17 protein-coding genes are annotated in these 24,701 nt (G+C 73.3%); 9 read left to right on the plus strand and 8 right to left on the minus strand.

Annotated elements, in window-relative coordinates:
- Positions 1 to 103: 103 nt before the first annotated feature.
- Positions 104 to 832 carry a type 1 glutamine amidotransferase gene (locus tag FHS39_RS11960; protein WP_184349247.1) on the minus strand — a complete coding sequence of 243 codons (729 nt, stop codon included), beginning with the start codon at positions 830 to 832 and terminating at the stop codon, positions 104 to 106.
- Between the two features lie 30 nt (positions 833 to 862).
- Complete coding sequence (locus FHS39_RS11965; protein ID WP_184349248.1) at positions 863 to 2,101, minus strand: Mur ligase family protein; 1,239 nt, start codon at positions 2,099 to 2,101, stop codon at positions 863 to 865.
- Between the two features lie 165 nt (positions 2,102 to 2,266).
- Here FHS39_RS11965 and def point away from each other — a divergent pair, with 165 nt between their 5' ends.
- Complete coding sequence (def, locus tag FHS39_RS11970) at positions 2,267 to 2,827, plus strand: peptide deformylase (RefSeq protein WP_184349249.1); 561 nt, start codon at positions 2,267 to 2,269, stop codon at positions 2,825 to 2,827.
- 28 nt (positions 2,828 to 2,855) lie between these two features.
- On the opposite strand, the gene FHS39_RS11975 is transcribed toward def, so the two are convergent.
- Positions 2,856 to 3,500 carry a TetR/AcrR family transcriptional regulator gene (locus FHS39_RS11975; protein ID WP_184349250.1) on the minus strand — a complete coding sequence of 215 codons (645 nt, stop codon included), beginning with the start codon at positions 3,498 to 3,500 and terminating at the stop codon, positions 2,856 to 2,858.
- 148 nt (positions 3,501 to 3,648) lie between these two features.
- Here FHS39_RS11975 and FHS39_RS11980 point away from each other — a divergent pair, with 148 nt between their 5' ends.
- Together FHS39_RS11980 and FHS39_RS11985 are read left to right on the plus strand one after the other, a co-directional pair.
- Positions 3,649 to 4,878, plus strand: coding sequence for an acyl-CoA dehydrogenase family protein (locus FHS39_RS11980; RefSeq protein ID WP_184349251.1), 1,230 nt, complete (start codon positions 3,649 to 3,651; stop codon positions 4,876 to 4,878).
- 175 nt (positions 4,879 to 5,053) lie between these two features.
- The gene (locus tag FHS39_RS11985) at positions 5,054 to 5,650 is read left to right on the plus strand and encodes a DUF4352 domain-containing protein (protein ID WP_184349252.1); all 597 of its coding nucleotides are present in this window, start codon (positions 5,054 to 5,056) and stop codon (positions 5,648 to 5,650) included.
- Here FHS39_RS11985 and FHS39_RS11990 read toward each other — a convergent pair.
- Positions 5,640 to 6,422: a 4'-phosphopantetheinyl transferase family protein gene (locus tag FHS39_RS11990; protein WP_343069527.1), complete on the minus strand. Its 783-nt coding sequence runs from the start codon at positions 6,420 to 6,422 to the stop codon at positions 5,640 to 5,642. The two genes, FHS39_RS11985 and FHS39_RS11990, sit on opposite strands and share 11 nt — an antisense overlap.
- A 391-nt stretch (positions 6,423 to 6,813) precedes the next feature.
- On the opposite strand from FHS39_RS11990, the gene FHS39_RS11995 reads away from it, so the two are divergent.
- From FHS39_RS11995 to FHS39_RS12015, 5 genes are all read left to right on the plus strand, one after another.
- The gene (locus FHS39_RS11995) at positions 6,814 to 9,657 is read left to right on the plus strand and encodes an AAA family ATPase (protein WP_184349253.1); all 2,844 of its coding nucleotides are present in this window, start codon (positions 6,814 to 6,816) and stop codon (positions 9,655 to 9,657) included.
- A gap of 11 nt (positions 9,658 to 9,668) precedes the next feature.
- Positions 9,669 to 12,413 (plus strand): AAA family ATPase, encoded by a 2,745-nt coding sequence (locus tag FHS39_RS12000; RefSeq protein ID WP_184349254.1) that lies wholly within the window; start codon positions 9,669 to 9,671, stop codon positions 12,411 to 12,413.
- On the plus strand, positions 12,410 to 15,199 hold the full coding sequence (locus FHS39_RS12005) for a LuxR C-terminal-related transcriptional regulator (protein WP_184349255.1): 2,790 nt from the start codon (positions 12,410 to 12,412) through the stop codon (positions 15,197 to 15,199). Before FHS39_RS12000 ends, FHS39_RS12005 begins: the two co-directional genes overlap by 4 nt.
- A gap of 129 nt (positions 15,200 to 15,328) precedes the next feature.
- The gene (locus FHS39_RS12010; RefSeq protein WP_184349256.1) at positions 15,329 to 16,522 is read left to right on the plus strand and encodes a cytochrome P450; all 1,194 of its coding nucleotides are present in this window, start codon (positions 15,329 to 15,331) and stop codon (positions 16,520 to 16,522) included.
- 131 nt (positions 16,523 to 16,653) lie between these two features.
- Entirely contained in the window at positions 16,654 to 18,249 is a 1,596-nt protein-coding gene (locus tag FHS39_RS12015) for a GMC oxidoreductase (protein WP_184349681.1), read from the plus strand.
- Positions 18,250 to 18,314: 65 nt separating this feature from the next.
- Here FHS39_RS12015 and FHS39_RS12020 read toward each other — a convergent pair whose 3' ends face one another.
- On the minus strand, positions 18,315 to 20,444 hold the full coding sequence (locus FHS39_RS12020) for a PIG-L family deacetylase (protein WP_343069528.1): 2,130 nt from the start codon (positions 20,442 to 20,444) through the stop codon (positions 18,315 to 18,317).
- A gap of 254 nt (positions 20,445 to 20,698) precedes the next feature.
- Positions 20,699 to 21,265, minus strand: a complete 567-nt coding sequence (locus FHS39_RS12025; protein ID WP_184349258.1) for a GNAT family N-acetyltransferase — start codon at positions 21,263 to 21,265, stop codon at positions 20,699 to 20,701.
- Positions 21,266 to 21,441: 176 nt separating this feature from the next.
- Between FHS39_RS12025 and FHS39_RS12030 the strand changes: the two genes are divergently transcribed.
- Positions 21,442 to 22,554 (plus strand): alpha/beta hydrolase, encoded by a 1,113-nt coding sequence (locus FHS39_RS12030; RefSeq protein WP_184349259.1) that lies wholly within the window; start codon positions 21,442 to 21,444, stop codon positions 22,552 to 22,554.
- A gap of 19 nt (positions 22,555 to 22,573) precedes the next feature.
- On the opposite strand, the gene FHS39_RS12035 is transcribed toward FHS39_RS12030, so the two are convergent.
- Positions 22,574 to 23,632 carry a polyprenyl synthetase family protein gene (locus FHS39_RS12035; RefSeq protein ID WP_343069529.1) on the minus strand — a complete coding sequence of 353 codons (1,059 nt, stop codon included), beginning with the start codon at positions 23,630 to 23,632 and terminating at the stop codon, positions 22,574 to 22,576.
- Positions 23,629 to 24,681 carry a tetratricopeptide repeat protein gene (locus FHS39_RS12040; RefSeq protein WP_184349260.1) on the minus strand — a complete coding sequence of 351 codons (1,053 nt, stop codon included), beginning with the start codon at positions 24,679 to 24,681 and terminating at the stop codon, positions 23,629 to 23,631. Before FHS39_RS12040 ends, FHS39_RS12035 begins: the two co-directional genes overlap by 4 nt.
- Positions 24,682 to 24,701: the final 20 nt, after the last annotated feature.

The following is a 24,701-nucleotide window of genomic DNA, read 5'->3' on the forward strand; positions in this document are numbered from 1 at the left end:
ACAGGGCCAACCTTCGTAACAGGGCCGGTGACCGGACCCCGTCGTCCGGTGGGAATCCCCGCCACCCTAACCGGCCGAGGGCGGCGGGGAGTGCGACCGTCCGCTATGCGGGCTGTGTCGCCGCGGCGATCCGCTCGGCGCGCAGCGCCTCGTACCACCGGTCGTCCACCGGCGGCAGGGCGTTGACGTCCAGCGCCAGCCTGATCAGCAGGTCGGAGATGTGCGGGTTGCGGGCCATGACCGGGCCGTGCATGTACGTACCGAAGACGGTGTCGTTGTACGCGCCCTCGGTGCCGTCGCCGGTGCCGTTGCCGTTGCCGAACCGCACCCGGGCGAACGGGCGGGCGTTCGGGCCCACATGGGTGACGCCCTGGTGGTTCTCGAAGCCCGTCAGCGGGGGCAGGCCCAGCTGGGGGTCGATGTCGGCGAGCACGTCGCCGACGCAGCGCTCGCCCTCGCCCCGGGTGCTGACGACGTCCAGCAGCCCCAGGCCCTGCTCGCGCTGGCCCAGGTCGTTGATGAACTCGTGGCCCAGGATCTGGTAGCCGGCGCAGACCGAGAAGACGATCGCGCCGTTGGCCACGGCCCGGTTGAGACCGCCGTCGCGGCGCAGCCGCTCGGCGGCCAGCCGCTGCGGACGGTCCTCGCCGCCGCCGATCAGATAGATGTCCCCGGAGGTGGGGATCTGCTGGTCGGACCGTACGTCGACGCGCTGGACGTCCAGGCGGCGCTGGTGCGCACGCCGCTCCAGGACCAGGACGTTGCCCTGGTCCCCGTAGGTGCTGAGCAGGTCGGGGTAGACCCACACCACACGCAGACTGTTCTGGCTCATGCTCACAATCCTTTGAGTGCTGTCCGCGGGTCAGTTGCCGACGCGTCGGCGGATGTCCTGGAACGCCGTGTAGTTGGCGATCAGCTCGATCCGGCCGGGCGGCGCCGCCTGCACGGCCTCGTCCACGGTCTCGCAGACCCGGAAGTCCACGCCCGCGACCTCCAGGCGCACCGCCAGGTCGAGCTTGCGGTCGCCGATGACGAAGATCGGGTGCCCGGCGAGCCGGGTGTAGTCGACGTCCCACAGCCACGAGGTGTCGGTGCCGTCCGCGCCGCGGGCGTTCACCGAGAGGATCACCGGGGCCGGCGGGCCGTCGATCAGGGAGAAGGTCTCCAGCCAGCCGGCCGGGTTCTTCGCCAGCAGCAGCCGCACCTCGCGGTCCAGGAAGTGCACCGTGTCGTACCGGCCGGCGACCGCCTGCACCTGGTACATCCGCTCCAGCGCCACCTGGGGAGGCACCCCGAAGGTGGCGGCCACGGCCGCCGAGGTGGTGGCGTTGGCCTTGTTGGCCCGGCCCGGCAGCTGCAGGTGGATCGGCCAGGCCGAGCCGTGCGGGTCGAGGACGTAGTCGCCCGACAGCGCCCAGCTCGGGGTGGGGCGGCGGAAGCCGCACTCGCCGCAGAACCAGTCGTCGCCCGGGCGCTGCATCACGCCGCCGCAGGAGGGGCACGACCAGGCGTCGTCCTTCCACTCCTGCCCGGCCGCCACCCACACCACGTTCGGCGAGGAGGAGGCGGCCCACACGATCAGCGGGTCGTCGGCGTTGGCGATCACCACCGCCTTGGTGCCCGCCAGGCCCTCGCGCCACTTCTCGGCCAGCATGCGGGTCTCCGCGGCGCGGTCGAGCTGGTCGCGCGAGAGGTTGAGCAGCGCTATGGCCTTGGGCGAGACGTCGCGTGCGACGCCCGCCAGGTACTTCTCGTCCACCTCGATCACGCCGTAGCGCGCGTCCGAGCCGCCCGCCAGGGCGGAAGTGATGCCTGCGGGCATGTTGGCGCCCAGCGCGTTCGACACCACCGGACCGCTGGCGCGCAGCGCCTCCGCGATCAGGCGGGTCGTGGTCGTCTTGCCGTTGGTGGCCGACACCAGGACCACGTCCAGGTGGGTGGCCAGCCGGGCCAGCAGGTCGGGGTCGAGCTTGAGCGCGACCTTGCCGCCGATCACCGACCCACTGCCACGGCCCGCTGCGCGCGACACCGCCGCAGCCGCTTTGCCTGCCGTCACGGCCAGCTTGGCCCGCGGCGACAGCGGCCCCGAGTTGCCTGCCATCGTCCTAGATCCTCCTTGTTCCGGCGCCGTGCCTGGTTCCTGGTCAGCCGGTGGAACGCCCCCTCCGCGCCGAATTGCCAGCCAGGAGGCTTCGGTCGGGGATCAGCCTATCGAGAAGCGGCCGCGGGCCCGAACCCGCGGCCCCGGGAACGTACGCTTGGGCCCATGCGAAGAGGCACCATTCCCGGCAGTTCAGGACGTGTGCGGCCGATGAGGCTGCTCGGAGACCCGGGTCTGGCCGCCCCCTGCGAGGAGGTCACGGACTTCGGTCCGGACCTTGCGCGGCTTGTCGAGGACATGTTCGCCACGATGTACGCGGCGGGCGGCGTGGGGCTCGCCGCCAACCAGATAGGCGTGCCCCTGCGCGTCTTCGTCTACGACTGCCCTGATGACGAGGACCTCCGGCACCTCGGACACCTGGTCAACCCGCGGCTGGTCACGGCCGAGGGGGTGACGGTGCGCGGGCCCGAGGGCTGCCTGTCCCTGCCGGGCATAGAGGCGGGGACGCCGCGCTTCGACGAAGCCGTGGTGGAGGGCCGCACGGCGGACGGCAGCCCGGTGCGGGTGTCGGGCACCGGATTCTTCGCCCGGTGCCTGCAGCACGAGTGCGACCACCTGGACGGCGGACTCTACGTCGACCACCTGACGGGCCTGCGCCGGCAGCGGGTGCTGCGGGCCGCCCGGCGGAGCGGTCTGACCCCCGTCCTGCGCGGCCGGACGGGCTGATCCGCCCGCCCGGCGGCCGGGGGCGGCGTCAGAAGGCCGGCCCGCCGGCCAGATTGCCGGAGGCGGCCAGCCGCCCCCACAGCAGATCCGCGAGGTGCCGCACCAGCCGCTCCCGCGGGAAGGGCCGCTCGCGCAGCCACCAGTCGCCCGCGGCGTGCATCATGCCGACGATCCCGTGCCCCCAGGCGCGCGCCACCTCCTCGCCGTCCGGCCCGAGCTCCACCCGCTCGATGATCACCTGCGCCAGCTCCTCCCCGAGGCGGCGCAGCAGCGGAGCGGAGTGCCGCCCGACGTCGAAGCCCGACTCCGCGCCCTGGACCTCGTCGGCGGGGTGCATCAGGAAGCGGTAGACCTGGGGTCGTGCCTCGATGGCCGCCAGGTAGTTGTCCAAGGTCGCCTCGACCCGCTCGCGCCGTCCCGTCGGGCAGTCGAGCGCGGCGCGCAGCCCGGAGAGCAGCGCATCGGTGTGCCGGACGGCCAGCGCCCGGTAGAGGCCCCCCTTGTCCCCGAAGTGGCGGTAGAGGATCGGCTTGGTGATCCCCGCCTCGGCCGCAATGGCGTTCATCGACGCCCCGGGCCCGTCTCTGAGCACCACCCGGTCCGCGGCCTCCAGCAACTCCCTGCGCCGCTGCTCAGCCGCTCGCTGCTGGTCGTCCCGCTGACTGGTCTCCATAAGACGTGCCTCCCCGCCCAGTGATTCGTAATGCCTGCGCAACGTAACACCCGCTCCACGGAGCGGATTCGAGGGGCGGGGGCGTTGACACCCGCTACCCATGGGTAACATACTCGCGTTACCGCAGGTAACGATGCCGGGAGGGGCCATGGGGGAGTTCGCGCTGGAGCTCAACGACGACCAGAAGGGCGTCCGTGACTGGATTCACGGCTTCGCCGCGGACGTCATGCGTCCGGCCGCCGCCGAATGGGACGAGCGCGAGGAGTTCCCCTGGCCGGTGGTGCAGGAGGCGGCCAAGATCGGCCTGTACTCCCTCGACTTCTACGCGCAGCAGTTCTTCGACCCCACGGGCCTGGGCGTCCCCCTCACCCTGGAGGAGCTGTTCTGGGGTGACGCGGGTCTGGGCCTGGCCATCGCCGGTACGGGGCTCGCCGCGATCAGCGTCCTCACCAACGGGACCGAGGAGCAGGTCGGCACCTGGGTGCCGCAGATGTACGGGGACGCGACGGACGTGAAGGTGGCCGCCTTCTGTTCCTCCGAGCCGGACGCGGGCTCGGACGTCTCGGCGATGCGCACCCGGGCCCGCTACGACGAGGCGGCGGACGAATGGGTGCTGAACGGCACCAAGACCTGGGCGACCAACGGCGGCATCGCCAATGTCCACGTCGTCGTCGCCGTGGTCGACCCGGACCTCGGCCCCAAGGGCCACGCCTCCTTCATCGTGCCGCCGGGCACCCGCGGCCTGTCGCAGGGCCAGAAGTTCAAGAAGCACGGCATCCGCGCGTCCCACACCGCCGAGGTCGTCCTGCAGGACGTCCGCGTCCCCGGCTACTGCCTGCTGGGCGGCAAGGAGAAGCTGGACGAGCGGCTGGCCCGGGCCCGCGAGCGCGTGGGCAAGGTCGGCGGCGAGCGGGTGGCGAACGCGGCGATGGCCACCTTCGAAGCCTCCCGCCCGGCCGTCGGCGCCCAGGCCGTGGGCATCGCCCGCGCCGCGTACGAAGTGGCCCTGGACTACGCCAAGACACGCGTGCAGTTCGGCCGCCCGATCATCGACAACCAGGGGATCGCCTTCCAGCTGGCCGACATGCGCACCCGTATAGACGCGGCCCGCCTGCTCGTCTGGCGTGCCTCCTGGATGGCCACGGCGGGGAAGCCGTTCACGGCGGCGGAGGGCTCGATGTCCAAACTCTTCGCGGGTGAGACGGCCAAGACCGTCACGGCGCAGGCCATGCAGATCCTGGGCGGCAACGGCTACACCCGCGAGTACCCGGTGGAGCGGATGCACCGCGATGCGGCGATCTACACGATCTTCGAGGGCACCAGCGAAATCCAGCGCCTGGTGATCGCCCGGGCGGTGTCGGGGGTGCCGATCCGGTAGGGGGCGACCCTGGTCCAGTAGGTCCGTTTCACCCGGTGATGCGGCGAAGGGGCTTCGACGATTTGATCACTTGATTGTCACAGGAGTCCCACAGGGGCCCCTCGTGGTCGATCTTGGTTCTGGCGGGCGGTAAGAATGTGCACGTCAAAACGAACCACCACGGGGGATTCCTCTAATGCGTCGTCATCTCACCACCGCTGCGCTCGTCATCGCCGTCGCGGCCACCGCCACCGCCTGCAACGGTGATGGACAGAACGTCGACAACTCCAAGCCCAGCAGCTCGGCCGGCGCCGACAAGAGCCCCGCGCCCCAGGGCGGCGGCACGTCGGGCGGCGGCAGCACCGGCCAGGACTCGAAGCCTTCCTCGAGCGACACGCTCACCCTCAAGGGCAAGGACGGCGAGCAGGTCGCCGTCACCCTCAAGGGCTTCGCCGACCCGGCCCAGAGCAACAACAAGTTCATGAAGCCGGCCGCGGGCAAGCACTGGGTCGCCGCCCAGTTCGAGCTCGTCAACAAGGGCAGCGGCACCTACACGGACGCTCCGGCCAACGGCGCGAAGCTCGTCGACACGAACGGCCAGAACTACACCCAGACCCTGGCCAACATCACCGAGGGCCCCACCTTCCCGGGCACGGTGAACCTGGGCGCCGGCGAGAAGGCCCTCGGCTGGGTCGTGTTCTCGGTGCCGGACGGCACCAAGCCGAAGGCCGTGCAGTACACGCTGGACTCCGGCATGGCCAAGGACACCGGCGAGTGGGTCCTCAAGAAGTGAGCAAGCCCTCGGGATTCAGCCGCCTGACGTCATAGCGGCTGTGGAGCGGGCCACGTACGGCGGCGGCCGCGTGGCCCGCTCCCACAGGTACGTCCACGATCGTCCACCCGGCGGGCCAGGAAGGCGTGCCGGGTCCGCCGTTGCCGACGTAGTCGAGGTCGGGGGAGCGGCCGAAGCCGGTGCCCAGACCCTTCAAATAGGCCTCCTTGCGCACCCACAGCCGGGCGAAGACCGCGGGCCTGCGCACGACCGGGGCCGCCATGATCTCGCGGCGCTCGGCGGGGTGGAGCACCTCGGAGACCTCCGCGACCGTGTGGGCCGCCGGAAGCTGCTCGGTGTCCACGCCGACGGGGGAGGCGGCCACGCCGATCAGCACGAGGTTGCCGCCGTGGGACATGGAGAAGTGCGGGGCGTTCGCCGCCTCGACGGCGGGCCGGCCGTGCGGCTTGCCGCAGCAGGGGCAGGGCTCGCGGGTGAAGCGCACCTCCCCGGCGGACAGGCCCAGATAGGCGCCCAGCACCTTGCGCAGGGTCAGGTGCGCCGCCACGTATTTGGTGCGGTCCACGGCGTGCACGAAGGAGGCCGCCTGCGCGCGCTCGCGCTCGTCCAGCGGGGACTGGTCGAGGTCGGCGGAGGCGAGCCAGGGGTCGGGGGTGTGCAGCAGCCAGAGGTCGAGCACTCCTTCGGACGGCTTGCTCAGGGCGTCCGGCCATGGAGCGTCGAAGGCGCTGCCCGGGCGCAGGGCGGCTGCGGGGTCCAGATGTAGCTGCACGGGTCGCTCCGGTCTGTCGGTGACGGCCGGGAAGCGATCGGGGGCGCCCCGGCCGGACGGGCGGAACGCCGCAGCGTACAGGAGTCATATGTCTGTCGGATATCACGTCCGGCTGGTGCGTTCATTTTTGGGCTGAATCCGTCGTCTGACGTCATTCTGTTAACCAAGCCTGTCATCAGGGTACGCCCAGTAGGCGAGCTGGGACAGACTGTCCAACTTGGCCGTGCGTAGCCGCCATTCTGTCTGAAACGTGATGGGTCCTCACCAGACGGACTGTTACCGTCGTTTCCGATCTTGACCGTGCAAGTCGGCTCATGAAGGCTGTCTTCCACACGTCGACTGACAAGGTCGAGTTGCAGGTCGAACGGGGCTTCACGAAAGAGGGAACGCCGTGGCGGTCAGTGTCGATGCAGGTCAAGGCGGTATACGCCAACTGGTCGGCCGTTCCGTCGAGCTCAACGGATTGATCCGGCACGCTGCCCGGGCGCGCGCCGGCGCCGCCCGCGCCGTGCTCGTCCGCGGCCCCGCCGGAATCGGCAGGACCAGCCTGCTGGCCGCCGTCGCCGACCGCCTGAGGGCGGCGGGCATCACCGTCCGTCACCACACCGGCCGCCTCGACGACGCCGGGACCGGCCGCCGCGGCGCAGGCGCCCTCTTCGGCCCGGAGCTGACCCGCGGCACACCCCCCGCCCCTCCCGCCCGCGACGCCTACGCCGTCCATCGCCTCCTGCACGGCCACGCCGTGGGCCTCATGGACAAAGGGCCGCTCGCCCTCGTCCTCGACGACGCCCAGTGGTGCGACGAGACCTCCCTCAGAGGCGTCGATTTCATCCTGCGCAGGGCCGCCACCCGGCCCCTGTTCGTCCTCCTGTCCCAGCGCACCGACTGCCACGGCCCCGGCACGCCCGTCCTCGCCGAACTCCTCGCCCAGGACCGCTGCGCCCTGGTGGAACTCGGACCGCTCGGCGACGGCGCCACCTCCCGGATCGTCGGCCAGGCCCTGGGAGCCGCCCCGGACGAGCGCTTCGTACGGCGCTGCGCCGAGATCTCGCGCGGCAATCCCCAGCTGCTGCACCGTCTGCTCGCCGGGCTGCGCGAGGCCGGAGTGCGTCCCGACGCCGCCGGAGTGCACAAACTGGGCGCGCTCGGCGACGGAGTCGTCGCCTCCTCGGTGCCGGACAGCCTGGCCGGGCAGCCCCGGCACGTACGGCAGGTGGCCCGCGCCCTGGCCGTCCTCGGCCGCGCCGAAACCGACCTGCTGGCCGCCGTCTCCGGGGTCACCGGCAAGCGCATGGCGGCCGCCATGGAGGCCCTGCGCCGCCACGAGGTCATCACCCCCGGCACCCCGGACACCATGAGCGACGCCGTGCGCACCGCCGTCCTCGCCGACCTGCCCGCCCCCGGTCTGGAGGAGCTGCGCGCCCGCGCCGCCCGGGTCCTCAACGACACCGGCCGGCCCGCCACCGAGGTGGCCGACCAACTGGTGCTGCTCGCCGAGGTCGACGAGCCCTGGATGCTGGCCGTCCTGCGCGACGCCGCCGCCGAGGCGCCCGGCCGCGCCACCGCCAAGGCCGCCGTGCGCTACCTCCAGCGCGCCCTGACCGCCGCCCTCACCGAGACCCAGCGCAAGGACGTACGCGTCGAACTGGCCAAGGCCTCCGCCCAGGTGGCCCCCGCCATGGCCCTGTGGCACCTGCGCCAGGCCCTCGACACCGCCGTCGGCCCCCACGACCGCGCCGCCATCGCCGTGGACTACGGAATGGCGGCCGTGGGCACCCCGAACGCCCCCGAGGCGGTCCGGGTGCTCGGCACCGTCCTCGACGCCCTGCCGGACGGCCCCGGCGCCGGAGTCACCCTCGCCGACCGGGAGTTGCGCACCTCCGTCGAAGCCGCCCTGCTGGTCACCGCCGTCAACGAGAAGGCGGCCATGGCCACCGTCCGCGAACGGGCCCGCGCCTGGCCCGTACCGCTCGGCGACAGCCCCGCCGAGCGGCGGCTGCTCTCCGTGGCCAGCGCCTACGCGGCGCTGGAGGGCCGCCCGGCCCGCGAAGCGGCCTCGCTCGCCCGCCGGGCGCTGCGGGTCGAGGAGGCCGCCCCCGCCGGATGGTGGGTGCTCGGCTCCTCCCTCGTCCTCGGCCTCGCCGACGAGGCCGACGAGGCGCTGACCGGACTGGAGCGCGCCCTGGCCACCACCCGCGCCCGCAGCGAGCCCCGGCTGCACATCGCGGCACTGGCCAACCGCTCCCTGACCCTGCACGGCATCGGCGACGTGACCGCCGCCCTCGACGCCGCCCGCGCCGCCGTCGAGTTCGCCGCACAGAGCGAGCGGACGGCCGGCACGCCCATGCCGCACATCGCGCTGAGCACCGCCCTGCTCTCCCAGGGCCGGGCCGACGAGGCGGACGCCATCCTCGACCGCATCGGCGGCCGGGGAACCGACCGGCACATCTGGGAATGGCACCACTACCTCTACGCCAAGGGCCGCGCCCGCCGCGAACTGGGCGATCTCGAAGGCGCCCTGGAGGTGTGGCGGCAGTGCGGGCGCAGCCTCGCGGAGGCCGGGGTGACCAACCCCGTGCTGGCCCCCTGGTGGCTGCCCGCCACCACCACCCTCTCCCGCCTCGGCCGCGGCGTCGAAGCCGCCGCTACCATCGCCCGCGCCGAGGAGTCCATCCGCCGTTGGGGCACGCCGAGAGCCCGCGGCACCGGCCTCCTCGCCGCCGCCATGGCCACCGGAGGCCGGGCCAGACTGGACCTGCTCTCCGAGGCCCTGGAGGTCCTCGCCGACTCACCGGCCCGCCTGGAACACGCCAAGGCCGCCTACCAGCTCGGGCACGAACTCCTCAGCCGCGACGACGCCCCCGCGGCCCGCCGCCACCTGCGGCTCGCCATCGAACTGGCCACCCGCTGCGGCTACCACGCGCTCGGCGCCGTCGCCCGCAACCTGCTCGTCACCGCGGGCGGCCGCATGCCCCAGCTCGCCGCCAGCCCGCTGGACTCCCTCACCGAGAGCGAGCGCCGCATCGCCGCGCTGGCCAAGCGCGGCGTCAGCAACAGGGAGATCGCCGAAGCCCTGTTCATCACCCCCCGCACGGTGGAGATGCACCTCACCAACGTCTACCGCAAGCTCGACGTCCGCGGCCGCACCGACCTGCCCGGGGGGCTCGGCTCCCACAAGACGCCCGGCCACCGACGCCGCCGGACGGCAGCCGACGCGACCGTACCGAGCCACTAGGAGAGAGAGCGGTGGAGCCGCAGGTGACGGACGAGCGGCCGCCGATGCGGCCACCGGTCGACAGCGGGTACGAACTCCTCGAACGCGACGAGGAACAGCAGCTGTTACGCGGCCTGCTGCGCGGCCTGCACGCCGGGCGCCCGGCACTGGCCGAGATCCACGGCGCGCCCGGCATGGGCCGCAGCGCCCTGCTGGAGCGCGCCGTGCACATGGCCCACGAGGAGGGGGTGCACGTCGCCACCGCCCAGGCCTCGCAGGAGGAGACACAGCTGCGCTACGGCGTCGCCGCGCAACTCCACGCCGCGACGGGCCCCCTCCCCGGGGCCGAGGGCCTGCTGCGCCCGGCCCGCGAGCGGGACGACCTCACCGCCGCGCTGTGCCGCGCCTTCCTCGCCGCCGCCCGCGAACGGCCCCTGATGCTCGTCGTCGACGACGTCCAGTGGGCCGACCCCCACTCCCTGCGCTGGCTGCAGGCGCTGGCCCGCAGGCTCTCCGCCGCACCCCTGATGCTGCTGACCAGCCGCAGCGGCGCCACCCCCGGCGGCCCGCACGACCGCATCGAAACCGGGAGCCTGGCCGAACACACCGTCGCCCGGCACACCGTCACCCTCGCCCCGCTGTCGGCGGCCGGCGTGGGCACCGTCCTGGCCCGCGTCCTGGGCGGTCCCGCCGACGACGCGTTCCGCGAGGCGGCGGCCCGCGCCACCGAAGGCAACCCCGGCGTGCTGCACTCGGTGGCGGGACGCTTCGCCCGGCACGGCTGGCCCGCACGCGTCGACCATCTGCCCCATCTGACCGACAGCGCGGCCGAAGCCGTCAGGGAACGCGCCGTGCGCACGCTGGCCGTGCTCCCCGCCGAACTCCTCGAAGTCCTGCGGGCCATCGCGGTCTGCGGCCGGCACGGCACCCTCGACATGATCGCCGCCCTGGCGGAGCTGCGCACCGTCAGCGCCCGCCGCGCACTGGAACTGCTCTCCGGCACCGGCCTGCTGACCGGCACGGAGCAGCCCGCCTTCCGCGAACCGAAGGCCGCCGAGGCCGTGCTGGCCTGGCTGAGCGCCAACCGCCGCGAGGAGCTGTACGCCCGTGCCGCCGAACACGCCCACCGGGCGGCCGTCCCGGACCGGGGGCTGGCACGGATGCTGCTGGGCGCCCGGGTGCTGGGCACCGCCTGGGCCGTGGACGTCCTGCGCCGGGAGGCCGCACGCCGGCGGTCCGCCCGGGAACCGGCCGAAGCGGCCCGGCTGTTGCAGCGCGCCCTGCGCGAACCGATGCCCCCGCACCTGAGGATCGCCACCGTCGTCGAACTCGCCGAGGCCGTCCTGCCCTCCTCGCCCGAGGCCTGCGACCGCCACCTGCACCAGGCGCTCCTCGCACCGGCCGACGCCGACGCCGGCCCCTCCTGGGTGCGCGCCGCCGAACTGCTCATCGCCCGCGGCGACGTGATCTCGGCCCAGCCGCTGATCGCCCGCGTCACCGACCGCACCCCGGTGCGGCCCCCGGAGCGCGCTGCGCTACGGGCCCTGTACTGGATGGCCGAGCACAGCCAGCCGGAAGCCGCCCACGCGCTCGACCGGCCGCCCGTCGTCGAACTGCCCGAACACCCCACCGCACCCGCCGAAGCCGGGGCCGCCGCCTGGCGCGCCGCCCTGCTCGGCCGCGACATCACCGGCACCAGGGAACTCGCCCGCCTGGCCCTCGCCCCCGGCCACACGGTGCCGCCGGCCGCCCAGATCGCCGCCTGCCACGCCCTCGTGCTCACCGACGACCACGCTGACGCGCACGCGGGCCTCGACGCCCTGCTGCTGAGGGCCGAACACACCCACAACCACCCCGTCGCCGGCGTCGCCCTGCTCGTCACCGCGCTGGCACACCTGCACCAAGGACGGCCCGAAGCGGCCTCGGCCGCCCTCGACCGGGCCCAGGAGGTCATGCCCCCGCACTGCTGGCACCCCCTCATGGCACCCGGCCCGGTCGCCCTGAAGACCCTCGTCCACCTCGAACAGGGCGACGTGGCCACCGCCGAACGCTCCGTGCAACTCGCCCGCGCCGGCTCCACAGACGGCGGTCTGGCCTGGGCCTACCTCCTCTACGCCCGAGGCAGGGTGCAACTGGCCGTCGGCCGCCGCGAGGAGGCACTGGCGGACCTGCTCGAATGCGGCCGGCAGCTCCTCGCCCGGCAAGCGGCCAACCCCGCCGTGCTGCCCTGGCGTTCGGCCGCGGCCCGGGCCTGCGGACCCAACGACGCGATGGCCGCCGCACTCCTGGCCGAAGAGCGCCGCCTCGCCCTCCACTGGGGCGCACCTGGCTCCCTGACCCGGGCCCTGTACGCCGGTGACGAACCCGGCCGCCCGGCGGGCCCCGAACCGTCCGCACCGGCCGGCTGGCAGTACCGCCAAGCGCTCGTCGCCCTGGCCACCGCACCGCTGTCCGCACCGGACGCCATCGGCCCACTGCTGAACGCCGACGGCACCCCCGCACCGGAGCGCACCGCCCTGTCCGTACGCCCCCGGCGCCCGGACACCAGGGCACCCGGCCCCGCTCCCGGCACACTGCCACGCGGCCTGACCGGTGCCGAACAGCGTGTCGCCGCCCGGGCGGCGAGCGGCATGCCCAACCGGGCCATCGCCGCGGAACTGTCGGTGACACCGCGCACCGTCGAACTCCACCTCACCAAGGTCTACCGGAAGTTGGGCATCCAAGGACGCCCGGAGCTGGCCGACGCACTGGGGCACACACCAAGGGAGACGTCATGACACCCCTGCTCGACCGGCAGCGCGAGCTCGACGCGATCACCCACGCCATGCAGGCGGCGGAGCCGGCGCGCGGCGCCCGCGGCGCCCTGCTGGTCGTCACCGGAGGCATCGGCATCGGCAGGACCGCCCTGCTCCGCGCCCTGCCCGCCATCGCCGAACGCCGCGGCACCCAGGTCCTCTCCGCCAGCGGCGCCCTGCTCGAACAGGACTTCCCCTTCGGCGTGGTCAGCCAGCTCCTCGACCCCCTGCTCCCCGGGGCACCCCTCGACCCGCCCGAGGGCGACCCGCACGGCGACTGGCTCGCGCTCGTCGCCGACCGCAGCGCCCGCAGACCCCTGCTGATCCTCGTCGACGACCTCCAGTGGGCCGACCCGCCCTCCCTGCGCTGGCTGGGCTACCTCGCCAAACGGCTCGCCAACCTGCGCGTCACCGTTGTCGTCACCGTCCGCGAGGGCGACCCGCGCTCGGAGGAGCCGCGTCTGCACGACGTCACCGACCGCGCGGCCCACGTCCTGCGGCCCTCCCCGCTGACCCGCTCCGGCATCGCCGAACTCGTGACGGCACGCTTCGGCAGGCCCGCCGACCCCGCCTATGTGACGGCCTGCCACGACGTCACCGGCGGCAACCCCATGTTCCTCACCGCCACCCTCGCCGCGCTGGCGGGCACCGGCGAACCCGTGGCCGCACAGGCCACCGCCGTCCGCACCCAGCGCCTGACCTCCCTGCGCGAGCGGCTCGCCATCGCCCTGGGCTCCCAGCCCGCGCCCGTACGCGAACTCGCCAAGGCCCTGACCGTCCTCGACGAGGGCACCGACCCCGAACTCGCGGGCCGGCTCGCCGGGCTCGACGACACCGGACGGGAAGAGGCCGCCAGAGGACTGCACCGGCTGGGGCTGCTCGCCCCCGGACCCGCACTCCGCTTCGTCCACCAGGCCGTCCGCGACGCCGTCGAGGAAACGATGACCCCCGTGGAACAGGAGGACGTCCACGTCTGCGCCGCCCTGCTCCTGCACACCGGCGGCCACCCCGCCGAACAGGCCGCGGCCCAGCTCCTGGCCGCCACCTCCTGCCAGGACGACTGGGCCGTCGACGTGCTGCGGGCCGCCGCCGAGGCGGCGCTGCGCCGCGGAGCCCCCGAAGACGCGGCCCGCTACCTGCGCAGGGCCCTGCTCGGCAGGTCGCCGTCCGGGTCCGACCGGGCTGCCCTCCTCGTCGACCTCGCCGTCATCGAGCGCGCCTTCGACCCCCTGGCCGCGATCCGGCACGTCTCCCAGGCCCTCCTGCTGCTCCCCACTGCCACCCAGCGCGCCAAGGCGGCCATCCGCATCCCGCCGTCCCTGCTCGGCGGCTGCCCCACGCCCACCGTCGAGGTGGTCGCCAAGGTGGCCGGTGAACTCGGCCCGGCCGAGCTCCTCACCGGATCCGACCGGGAGCTCGCCCTGCGACTGGAGGCCCGGCTGCGCCACGTCGCCGTCATCGGCCCCGGCGAACTCCCCGGCTGCGCCGACCGGTTGCGCGCCCTCGGCCCGTCCCCCTCGCTGCGCACCGCGGCCGAGCGCGAGCTGGTGACCGTACTGCTGCACGGCGCGACCATGACCCAGGGCCTGACCGCGTCCGAGGCCGCCCCCCTGGCCAACCGCATCCTCCAGTACGAGCCCGCCACCCCGGACCACGCCCACACCGCCCTGCCACTGCTCGCCCACGTCCTCATCGCGGCCGACTCCACCGAGACCATCGGCCCGTGGCTGGCCACCGCCCGCGAGCGCGCCCGCCGCGAGAACGCCACCGTCCCGCAAGGCGTCATCGCCATCGAGCTCACCCATGTGCTGCTGGCCCAGGGCAGACTCGCCGAGGCGCGCGCCCAGGCGGACGAGGTGCTCGCACTGGGCGTGGCCAACTGGGCCACCCTGCAGTCGATGACCGCCGTCGTCCTCGTCGCCATCGAGAGCCGGGACACCGAACTGGCCCGGCGGCTGCTGTCCTACCGACCCGAAGGCGCCGACCACGGCTACCGGCCCTCCTCGCTCCAGCTCATCCGGGGCTCCTCCGCGGTCCAGCGCGGCGACCTGCCCACGGCGCTGGAGTACTTCATGGACTGGGGGCGCTCCGCGGAGCGCGCCGACTGGCGCAATCCGGCCGTCTTCCCCTGGCGGGCCTGGGCGGCCGGGCTGCACTACCGGATGGGCGACACCCGCCAGGCCCACGAACTCGTCGACGAGGAGTACGCGCGGGCACGCGCCTGGGGCACCCCCGTGGCCATCGGCCGCGCCCAGCGCGTCAAGGGCGCCCTCACTGCGGGGGAGCGCGGCCTGGACCTGCTGCGCGAGTCCCTGGCCACCCTCGAGGAATCGCCCAACGGCATGGAACGCGCCAGGACCGGCCTGCTCCTGGGCCGCCGCCTCCTCGACGCGGGCCGCCCCGAAGCCGAGACCCACCTGCGTCAGGCGCGCGAGGCGGCCCTGCTCAGCGGGGCGCACTGGCTCGCGGACCGGGCCGGCCGGGCGCTGTCCACCCTGGCCAGCTCCACGGCCTCGGTCGCCGTGGCCGCACTCACCCGCACCGAGCGCCGCGTCGCGGGCCTCGCCGCGCACGGGGCGTCGAACAAGGACATAGCCGAGCGGCTGGAAGTGAGCTCGCGCGCGGTCGAGAAGCACCTGACGCACGCCTACCGGAAGCTGAACGTGGCCGGCCGGTCCCAGCTCGCGGACGTCGCCCACCTGCTGCCGGGCGCCGCGGCCGCATTCCCCGACCGAACCGAACCGAAGTCCAGAACTTACCGCCGGTAACCGAACCTCGGGGCCGCCTCCACAGGGTTAGGCCCCCGGCCTTTTGCAACTCTTGACGGTCTTCACAGGCCGTCCATACGGTCAACTCGGCGGTGCCAAAGGCGGCGCGCCAACCCTGAAAGGCAGGACATGACGCAGGCCGTGCCGGCGACCTTCTCCACCGTCCGCGAGGACTTCTTCAACCCACCGGCCGTCATAAGGGAATTCCGCGAAAAGGCGCCCCTCACCCGCATGGCCTTTCCCGGCGGCCACCCGGGCTGGCTCGTCACCGGCCACGCCGCCGCCCGCGCCGTGCTTGCCGACCCCCGGTTCACCGCCCGGGCCGAGCGCGGTCACCCGCCCGTACCGCGCGCCGCGACCCTGGAGGAATTCCCCGCCCCGCGCCACGGGTCACCGGGCCGCACGGAGAACACCGGCCGGCGCCGCCACCGCGAACTGCTCACGGCCCAGTTCACCCCCCGCAGAATGCGCCGGTTCACCGAGTGGGCCGCAAAAGCCGCCGGGAAACAAGCCGCGGCGATGCACCGCGCAGGCCCCTCCGCCGACCTCGTCGGGGACTTCGCCCTGCCGTACACCTCGCTGGCCCTGTGCGAACTGCTCGGCGTGCCCGAGGCCGACCGCGAGACGTTCCAGCGCGACGTGCACACCTGGGCGCTCCCCGGCACCACCCGCGACATCACCCGCGCCTTCGCCTCCCTCGGCGCCCACCTGCACCACCTGGTCCTCCGCAAGCGCGCCGAACCCGCCGACGACCTCCTCGGCGGCCTGATCGCCGCCGAGCCCGCCCTCAGCGACGAGGACCTGACCTCCACCGCCTTCCTGCTGCTGATCGCGGGCCACGCCACCACCGCCCACCAGCTCGCCCTGGGCATCTTCGCCCTGCTGCAGCACCCCCGGCAGCTCGCCGCCGTGCGCGCCGACCGCTCGCTGACCGACGGGGCGGTGGAAGAGATGCTGCGCCACCTGAGCGTCGTCCACCACGGCCCCACCCGGGCGGCCCTGGAGGATGCGGAGATCGACGGGACGCTCGTCCGGGCGGGCGAGATCGTCATGGTCTCCCTCCCCGCCGCCAACCGTGACCCGGACCACTTCGAGAGCCCCGACCGCTTCGACGTCACCCGTGACGGCACGGGGCACCTCGCCTTCGGCCACGGGGCCCACCACTGCCCGGGCGACCAGGCGGCCCGCATCCAGCTGCGCGCCGGCCTCACCGCGCTGCTCGACCGCTTCCCCGGCCTGCGCCTGGCCGTCCCGCCGCAGGAGATCCCCCTGCACACCGACACCCAGGTCTACGGCGCCCACCGGCTGCCGGTCACCTGGTAGCGGCCTCGGACCCACAGACCACCACGGCACCCGGGCCCGTCCACCGAGGCCCTTCCCCCAGCACCCCCGAAAGGTCAGGTACAGCCAACGTGATAGAGAACCAGCACTTCTCGCGCCGTCGTCTGCTCGGCATGGCGGCCCTCGGCGCCGCCGCCCTCACCGGGGCGACCACCATCACCACCGCCCCCCGAGCGGCCGCCGCCGAGGCCCAAAGCGGTGACGGCGCGTTCGTCCCCGCCGTGGTGATCGGCACCGGCTACGGCGCGGCCGTCGCCGCGCTGCGCCTGGGCGAGGCCGGCGTCGAGACGCTGATGCTCGAAATGGGGCAGCAGTGGGACAAGCCCGGCGCGGACGGCAACGTCTTCTGCGGCATGCTCAAGCCCGACGAGCGCTCCAGCTGGTTCAAGAGCCGCACCGAGGCCCCGCTGGGTTCCTTCCTCTGGCTCGACCTCGTCAACAAGGACATCACCCCCTACGCGGGCGTGCTGGACCGGGTGAACTTCGACCAGATGTCCGTCTACGTCGGACGCGGCGTCGGCGGCGGCTCGCTGGTCAACGGCGGCATGGCCGTACAGCCCAAGCGCTCGTACTTCGAAGAGGTCCTCCCGCAGGTCGACTCCGCGGAGATGTACGACCGCTACTTCCCGCGCGCCAACTCCGTGCTCCGGGTCAACAACATCGACAAGGGCTGGTTCGAGGACACCGAGTGGTACAAGTTCGCCCGCGTCTCGCGTGAGCAGGCGGGCAAGGCGGGCCTGGGCACCACCTTCGTGCCCAACGTCTACGACTTCGATTACATGCGCCGCGAGGCGGACGGCCAGGTGCCCAAGTCCGGACTGGCCACCGAGGTCATCTACGGCAACAACCACGGCAAGCAGAGCCTGGACAAGACCTACCTCGCCGCCGCCCTCGGCACGGGCAAGGTCACCATCAAGACCCTGCACCAGGTCAAGACCATCAGCAGGCAGCGCGACGGCGGCTACGTGCTGTCCGTCGAGGAGATCGACGCCTACGGCAAGCGCGTCGGCCGCAAGGAGATCTCCTGCAAGTACCTCTTCCTCGGTGCCGGCAGCCTCGGCTCGACCGAGCTGCTGCTGCGCGCCCGGGAGACCGGCGCCCTGCCCGACCTCAGCTCCGAGGTCGGCGCGGGCTGGGGCCCCAACGGCAACATCATGACCGCCCGCGCCAACCACATCTGGAACCCCACCGGCGCCCACCAGTCGTCGATCCCCGCCCTGGGCATCGACGACTGGAACAACCCCGACGCCCCGGTCTTCGCGGAGATCGCTCCCATGCCGGCGGGGCTGGAGACCTGGGTCAGCCTCTACCTGGCGATCACCAAGAACCCCGAGCGCGGCACCTTCGTCTACGACAAGGCCAACGACCGGGCGAACCTGCGCTGGACCCGCGACCAGAACACGCCCGCGGTCAACGCCGCCAGGTCGCTGTTCGACCGCATCAACAAGGCCAACACCACGATGTACCGCTACGACCTGTTCGGCAGCAAGCTCAAGAACTTCGCCGACGACTTCTGCTACCACCCGCTCGGCGGCTGCGTCCTGGGCAAGGCCACCGACCTCTACGGCCGGGTCTCCGGCTACAAGAACCTCTACGTCACGGACGGTTCGCTGATTCCGGGCTCGATCGGCGTCAACCCCTTCGTGACCATCACGGCGCTGGCCGAGCGCAACGTCGAGCGCATCATCAAGCAGGACATCGCCGCATAACGCGAACGGTGCCGTCCGCCCGGATCCCTCCGGGCGGACGGCACCGCATGCGTCGCCTGCGTTCCCTACGAGCTCTGCAGGTCGCTGCTGACCTTGCCGTCCTGGGAGATCCAGTCGTCGAAAGCGGTTCCCTTGCCGCGGGTGCTGCTGAGCCGTCCGTCCATGCCGAGCACGACCGCGACCGTACGGCCGCGGGCGTCCTGCGCGACGCCCGGCGTGGCGCGGTGCGCTATCCCCTCGTCCTGGCTCTGCCAGGGACCCGGGCGCCCCGAGCCCGCCGACAGACGCAGCCGGCCCTTGTCGTCGCGGGCGGCGAGCACGGTGGTGGTGCCGGACTGCTCCAGGGCCACCCGCCCGTAGCCGCCGATCGGCTCGCACTGGGTGGTGACCTTCCAGCCGCCGTTGCCCGGCCGGTCGGCGATCACCACGCGCGCGGTGGACGGCTGGCGCATGGCCAGGCGCACGCCGTCGCCGGACAGCGGCGCCAGCGTCAGCGGGCCCGTGGCGGCGGGGAGCCGGGTCGGCTCGGCCATCTGCAGCGCGGCGCCGGGGGAGTCGGAGAACCAGTGGTGGACGGTCTTGGTGTCCGCGGCCACGACGTGGAGGCGGCCCTTGCCGTCGAGCACCGCGTCCAGCCCGTCCTCGACCTTCACCGGCTTCCCGGTGACCGGCAGCCCCTCCCAGTCCGTCCAGTCCTGCCCGCCCTTGCCGGTGCGGAAGCTCACGCCGCCGTCCCAGTTCTTGACGAAGAGGTGGACGGAGCCGTCCTTGTCCGCGACGGCGACGGGGTAGCCCACCTCCATCGAGCGCTCCGGGTCGGATTCCGGCGAGCCGAGCGACTGCCAGGCGTCGAAGGCCGGAACGCCGCCCGGGCCCGTGGTGCCCTTCTGCTTCGCGGTCACGACCTCGCGCAGGTGCGGCTTGCCGGCCGTGGGCAGCACGGTGCGTATGGAGAACAGCTGGAGCGTGCCGTCGGCGTGGCGCAGCGCCTGCACCTGGCCCTCCAGCATCGTGCCCGGGACCGGGGAGGGCTTGGTCCAGGTCCCGCTGCCGGCCTTGGTCTCGGTCCAGCACTGCGCCTGGCCGTCCAGCAGCGCGAAGGCCGCGAGCCGCCCGTCGGGCAGCGGCTGCACCCAGCGCTGGGTGCCGGTCGCCCGGTGGCGCAGGTTGTCGGACCAGCGGGTGTCCTTCGAGCGGTTGCCGACCTTGCGGTCGCCGCAGCCGGCCGGGTCGCCGCAGTCCTTGCCGTCGGCCCAGCCGTAGATGTCGAGGAGCTGGATCTTGTGCTTGGTGGTGGCCCGGTCGAGGCTGTTGGGCAGCAGGGCCACCTCGTAGCCGACGTAGGTGTCCACGGCGGTCGGCCGGGAGTGCTTGCGGCCCCAGTACTGCTCCAGGGCGGCCTGGGCGAAATAGGCCGAAGTCGTATGGTCCTGGTGGTCGTAGTGGGATATGCCCTGCAATACGGGCGGGGTGTTGGGGTAGTGCGGCTCCTGCGCCCGGTGGGTCGGGTTCGGGTCGAGGGTGCGCACGACGGTGGGCTGGTAGCGCTCCAGCACGGCGGTGAGCGAGTCGATCACCTGCTGGCGGCTGTACTGGAAGGTGCGCCGGACCGGGCTCGCGGTGGGGACGAGCGTGGTGAGCCGCGGGGTCGCCCCCAGCCACAGGCCGCGCAGGCTGTCCTTGCGCGGTGCCTTGATGAACCGGGCCTCGATCAGCTCCATGAAGATCAACTGGACCTGCGGGGCGGCTTTGAGGGTGTGCAGCTCGACCTCGAAGCCGCGCAGCAGCGTCATCGGCTCCACCGTCCACGGGCTGAGCCAGTCGCCGGTGGCCATCTGGGCGGTCGCCTCGCGCAGGCCGTTGATCCGCGCCCGGACGAACTCGGGCCGCTTCTCGGGCATCTTGTTGTAACCGGGGGTGCGGGATAGGGCGTTGCGGCCGTCCGACTCACCGCCGGTCATGCAGACGGTGACCGTGGGGGCGCCACTGCGTATGGACTGCTCCAGCTCGGGGTTCATGAAGTACAGCGAGTCGTCGGCGTGCGCCATGATGTGCACGAACGACTCGTTCGTCGCGGCCTTCGCGGGCCGCGCGGGGAACTCCGAGCGGTGCCCCTTGGACGTCGGGGCCAGCCACTGCCAGGCCCCGACCGCGCCCGTTCCGGCGAGCAGGCATCCGCCGGCCGCCTGGAGCACTCGTCGACGGGGTATTCGCCCTGGCACGGGACCTCACCTATCTCCTGCGCCGACAGCGCGGTAGAGCACGGAACAAGGAAAGGGGCGATTGGAAGTCAATCGCCCGCTGATCATGATGCGATCCTATGATCCGCAACCTGCCGTTTCCCCACTGTTGTGTAACAGCCGTGCGACGGCGAGGCATAGATTCCCATGCGATTGGGCAACGTGGCGCCGGGCCGGTCCCGGCGGGGTCGATCTGACGCCGACCGGGGTCAGGCCGGGGGGCTGTCGTTGAGGATCTTCTGGAAGAGGAAGTGATCCCTCCACTCCCCGTCGATGTGCAGATACCCCTTCGCGGTGCCGATCAGCTCGAACCCGCACTTGGCCAGCACCCGTTGGGAAGCCGCGTTGGCGAGGACGGTGCCGGCCTCGATCCGGTGCAGCCCGAGCCGCTCGTCCGCGTCCCGGCACGCGGCCGTCACGGCAGCCGTCGCCAGCCCGCGGCCCGTGTGGCCCGCGGCGATCCAGTAGCCGAGGTTGGTGCTGCGGAAAGAGGCCCGCACGATGTTGGAGAGGTTCACTATTCCGAGGATCTCGCCGTGGCCGTCGGCCAGTACCCAGGGCATCGCCCGGCCGGCCCGGCGCAGCTCGAGCAGCTCCGCGAGCCGGGCCGCCTGTCCCTCCGTGGTGAAGAAGCCGTCCGGCCGGACGGGCTCCCACGGCCGCAGGTGCTCACGGCTGTTGCGGTAGGCCCGGGCCAGGGCCACCGCGTCGGCGGCGCTCACCGGTCGCAGGACGACGTCCGGGGCAAGGGCGATGACAGGAGGGTCGCTGATCATCCCCTCACCGTAGGCCGGTCCGGGGCACGGTGGTGTACCGCGCCCCGGAAGCGTCCGCTCCGGCCGTAGGTCATACCCGGGTATCACCCGGCGGTTGGCTCCCCGGTGTGACGCCCGGCGCCCCGTCCGCCTCCTACGTTCCCCCTCGTCACACAGGAGAACGAGAGGGAGGCGCCATGCGCCGCTTCAAGCGCACACTGGCCGCCGTCGCACTGATGACGACCGTGATGGCGGGCACGGCGGGCTGGGCGGTGGGCGGCGAGCAGAGCGCCGTCACCGGCCCGCCCGCCGGCGCCGGGGCGTGGCGCGCCGACCGCTCCCTCCACCGGCCCCTGCCCGACCCGGCCACCGCGGCACCGGCCGACGTCGCCCGATTCTTCGCCGCCCTCGACGAGACCGACCGGCACCGGCTGGCGGCCCGCCACCCCCTGATCGTCGGCAACCTCGACGGCGCTCCCGTCCCGCTGCGCTACGAAGCCAACAGGCGGGCCATCGAAGACGAACGGGCGAAGGAGCCGGCGGGCAGCGCCCTCGCCGAGCGCTACACCCGCCTCCTGGAGCCCGGCCGTCACCTCCTCGCCTTCGACCCGCGCGGACGGGGTCAACTGGCCGAAGTCTACGGAGACTTGACGACGGCCCGGCATGTCGCGGCCCTCGTCCCCGGCTCGGACACCGACCTCGCCTCCTTCGACCGTACGGACCGCCTCGGCACCCCGGGCGCGATGGCCCGCTCCCTGTACGCCGAGATGGCCCGCCAGGCGCCGCACACCCCGTCCGCCGTGATCGCCTGGGCCGGCTACACGACCCCGGTCGGCGTCGGCCTGGACGCCGCCACCGGCCGCCTGGCCCAAGCGGCGGCCCCTCGCCTGACCCGCTTCCTCACGGGCCTGGCCGCAACGGGCGCCGTGGCGCCAGCCGTCTTCTGCCACAGCTACGGTTCGGTCGTCTGCGGTCTGGCCGCCCCGGCCCTGGACGCCGCGAAGGCGACGGACCTGGTCGTCCTGGCCAGCCCCGGCATTCGCGCCTCCTCGGCCGCCGCCCTGCGCACGGGCGCCCGCGTCTGGGCGGTCCGCCGCAACGAGGCCGACTGGATCGGCGACGTCCCCCACGTCAACGTCTTCGGCCTGGGCCACGGCGCGGACCCGACCTCCCCCTCCTTCGGCGCCCGCCCCGTCCCCTCGGGCGGGGCCCACGGTCACAGCGACTACTTCAGGGAGGGAACCGAGTCGCTGCGCGACTGCGCGGGGATAGCGGTGGGCGAGACGGCCCACCTGCTGCCGCCCCGCTGAACCTCTTACTTCGTACCGCTTATACGTACCGCGCCAACAAGTACTCCGACAGCCCCATCAGCTCGTCGGCCGCACCCGGCGCCAGAGGCGCGCTCGTCAGGTGATCGCAGGCGGCGGCGATGAGCGTGCGGGCCTGGGTGAGGGTGGCGGTGCGGGCTCCCGTGCGTTCCATCAAGGTGGCCGCCCGGTGCGCCGTGGCCTCGGTCAAGGGTGCGGGCGAGGACAGGAGCGCGGCGAGTTCACGGCTGTCCGGGGTGGACGCGGACAGGGCCGCCAGCACGGGCAGCGTCTTCTTCTTGCGGAAGAGGTCGCCGTGTACGGGCTTGCCGGTGGCCCGCGGATCGCCCCAGGTGCCCAGCACGTCGTCCACCGCCTGGAAGGCGGTGCCCAGCAGGCGTCCCGCCTCGGTGAGGGCGAGGACCACCGGCGGGTGCGCGCCCGCGAGGACCGGGCCCAGGGCCAGGGCGCAGCCCAGCAGGGACCCCGTCTTACCGGCGGCCATGGCCAGGTATTCGGGCAGGGTGACGGCCTCCGGGCCGGTCCACGGCCGGTCCTCGAAGAGCAGGTCGTCCGCCTGGCCGTGCACCAACTCCCGCAAGGCCGCAGCCAGCAGGCCCACGGCCGCTCCGCTGCGCGCGCCGCCGCCGCGGGCGAGGGTCTCCGCCGCGAGCGCGAACAACGCGTCGCCCGCCAGCACCGCGGGGCCGGTGCCGAACGCCTTCCAGGCGCTGTCGCGGTGCCGCCGCCGTTCGTCGCCGTCCATGATGTCGTCGTGCACGAGCGTGAAGGTGTGCACCAGCTCCACCGCGACCGCCGCCGCCACGGCCGCCTCCTCGGGTGCCCCCGCGGCCTCGGCGCCGAGGACGGCCAGGGCCGGACGGATCCCCTTGCCCCCGGCGGTCGCCGCGGGGCTGCCGTCGGCCTCGCACCAGCCCAGCGCGTAGCCGGCCATCCGGCGGGGCCAGGGATGCAGGGTCCCGACCGCTTCCTTCAACGCGGGCTCCACCAGCGCCTGGCAGCGTTCCAGCGCATCACGCGCGGACGCGCGCCGGTCCTCCAGCGTGGTTTGTGGTGTCACGGGCGTCCCGCCGATCCCGCGTCCGCGGGGACCAGGCCGAGATCGGTCCGGGCCCGCTCGACCATGTCCCGGGCGTGCCGCAGGCCCAGCCCGTCGAGGGTGCGGTGCAGCTCGTCGAGGTCGGCGGCGGTCGCCGCCCGCTCCCGCCCGAGCCGTGCCTCGGCTTTGACCAGGCCGAGCCGGGCGAGCGCTGTGCCACGCGGCTCGGACATCTTGGTGAACTCGTCCAGCGCACCGGCGTAGACCACGCGCGCCTCCTCGTAACGGCCCGCGCGGTAGAGAACATTGCCGCGCATCTTGTGATTGTATGCCAGCGCGCTGACCAGCCCCATACGGCGGCAGGCGGTCTCGGCGCGGGAGAGCAGGTCCAGCGCCCGCTCGCTCTCGCCGCGCAGCGAGAGCACGTCGGCTATGCCGCGCAGGGCCCAGGCGTGCCCCCGGGTGTCGTCGGCCCGGGCGGCTATCTGCGCCGCCTCCTCGAACATGGCCAGCGCCTTGTCGTACGCCCCGGTGTTGCGGTGGATCTGTGCGATGCCCTCCAGGGCCCACACGGTGTGCCGGGCCTCGCCGCGCCGTCTGGCCTCGGCCAGGAGTTGCTCGTGCAGTTCGGCGACGGCCTGGTAGTCGCCGCGGATCCGGCCGGTCTCGGCCAGCCCGGCCAGCGAGTAGCCGCGGGCCACGACGTCCCCGCCCCGCTTCGCCAGTTCGGCGGCTATGGTCAGCCAGCGCATGGCGAGGGCCAGGTCGCCGCACTGCCGGGCCAGGGTGCCGCCGCTCCACACCGCCCAGGCCATCGCGCCCTCGTCCCCGGCGCGCCGGGCGGCCCGGTAGCTGTCCTTCCACGCCTGCTCGGCCTGTGCCACCCGGCCCAGGCGCCGGCTCGCCTCGGCGACGGCGAGCCCCGCGTGTGCGGATTCCAGGGCGTCGTCGGCCCGTTCGGCCTCCCGCAGCCGGTCCAGCGCCGTGCGCAGGACGTCGTCGAGGGAGGAGTTGACCGAGAGTTCCCCCAGTGCGCCGCGGTATTCGGGGGCGAATGCCTTGCCGTACATGACTGCCTCTCCACTGGCCG

Origin of the sequence: Streptomyces olivoverticillatus (genome assembly GCF_014203555.1) — a bacterium.
GTDB classification, from domain to species: Bacteria; Actinomycetota; Actinomycetes; order Streptomycetales; family Streptomycetaceae; genus Streptomyces; species Streptomyces olivoverticillatus.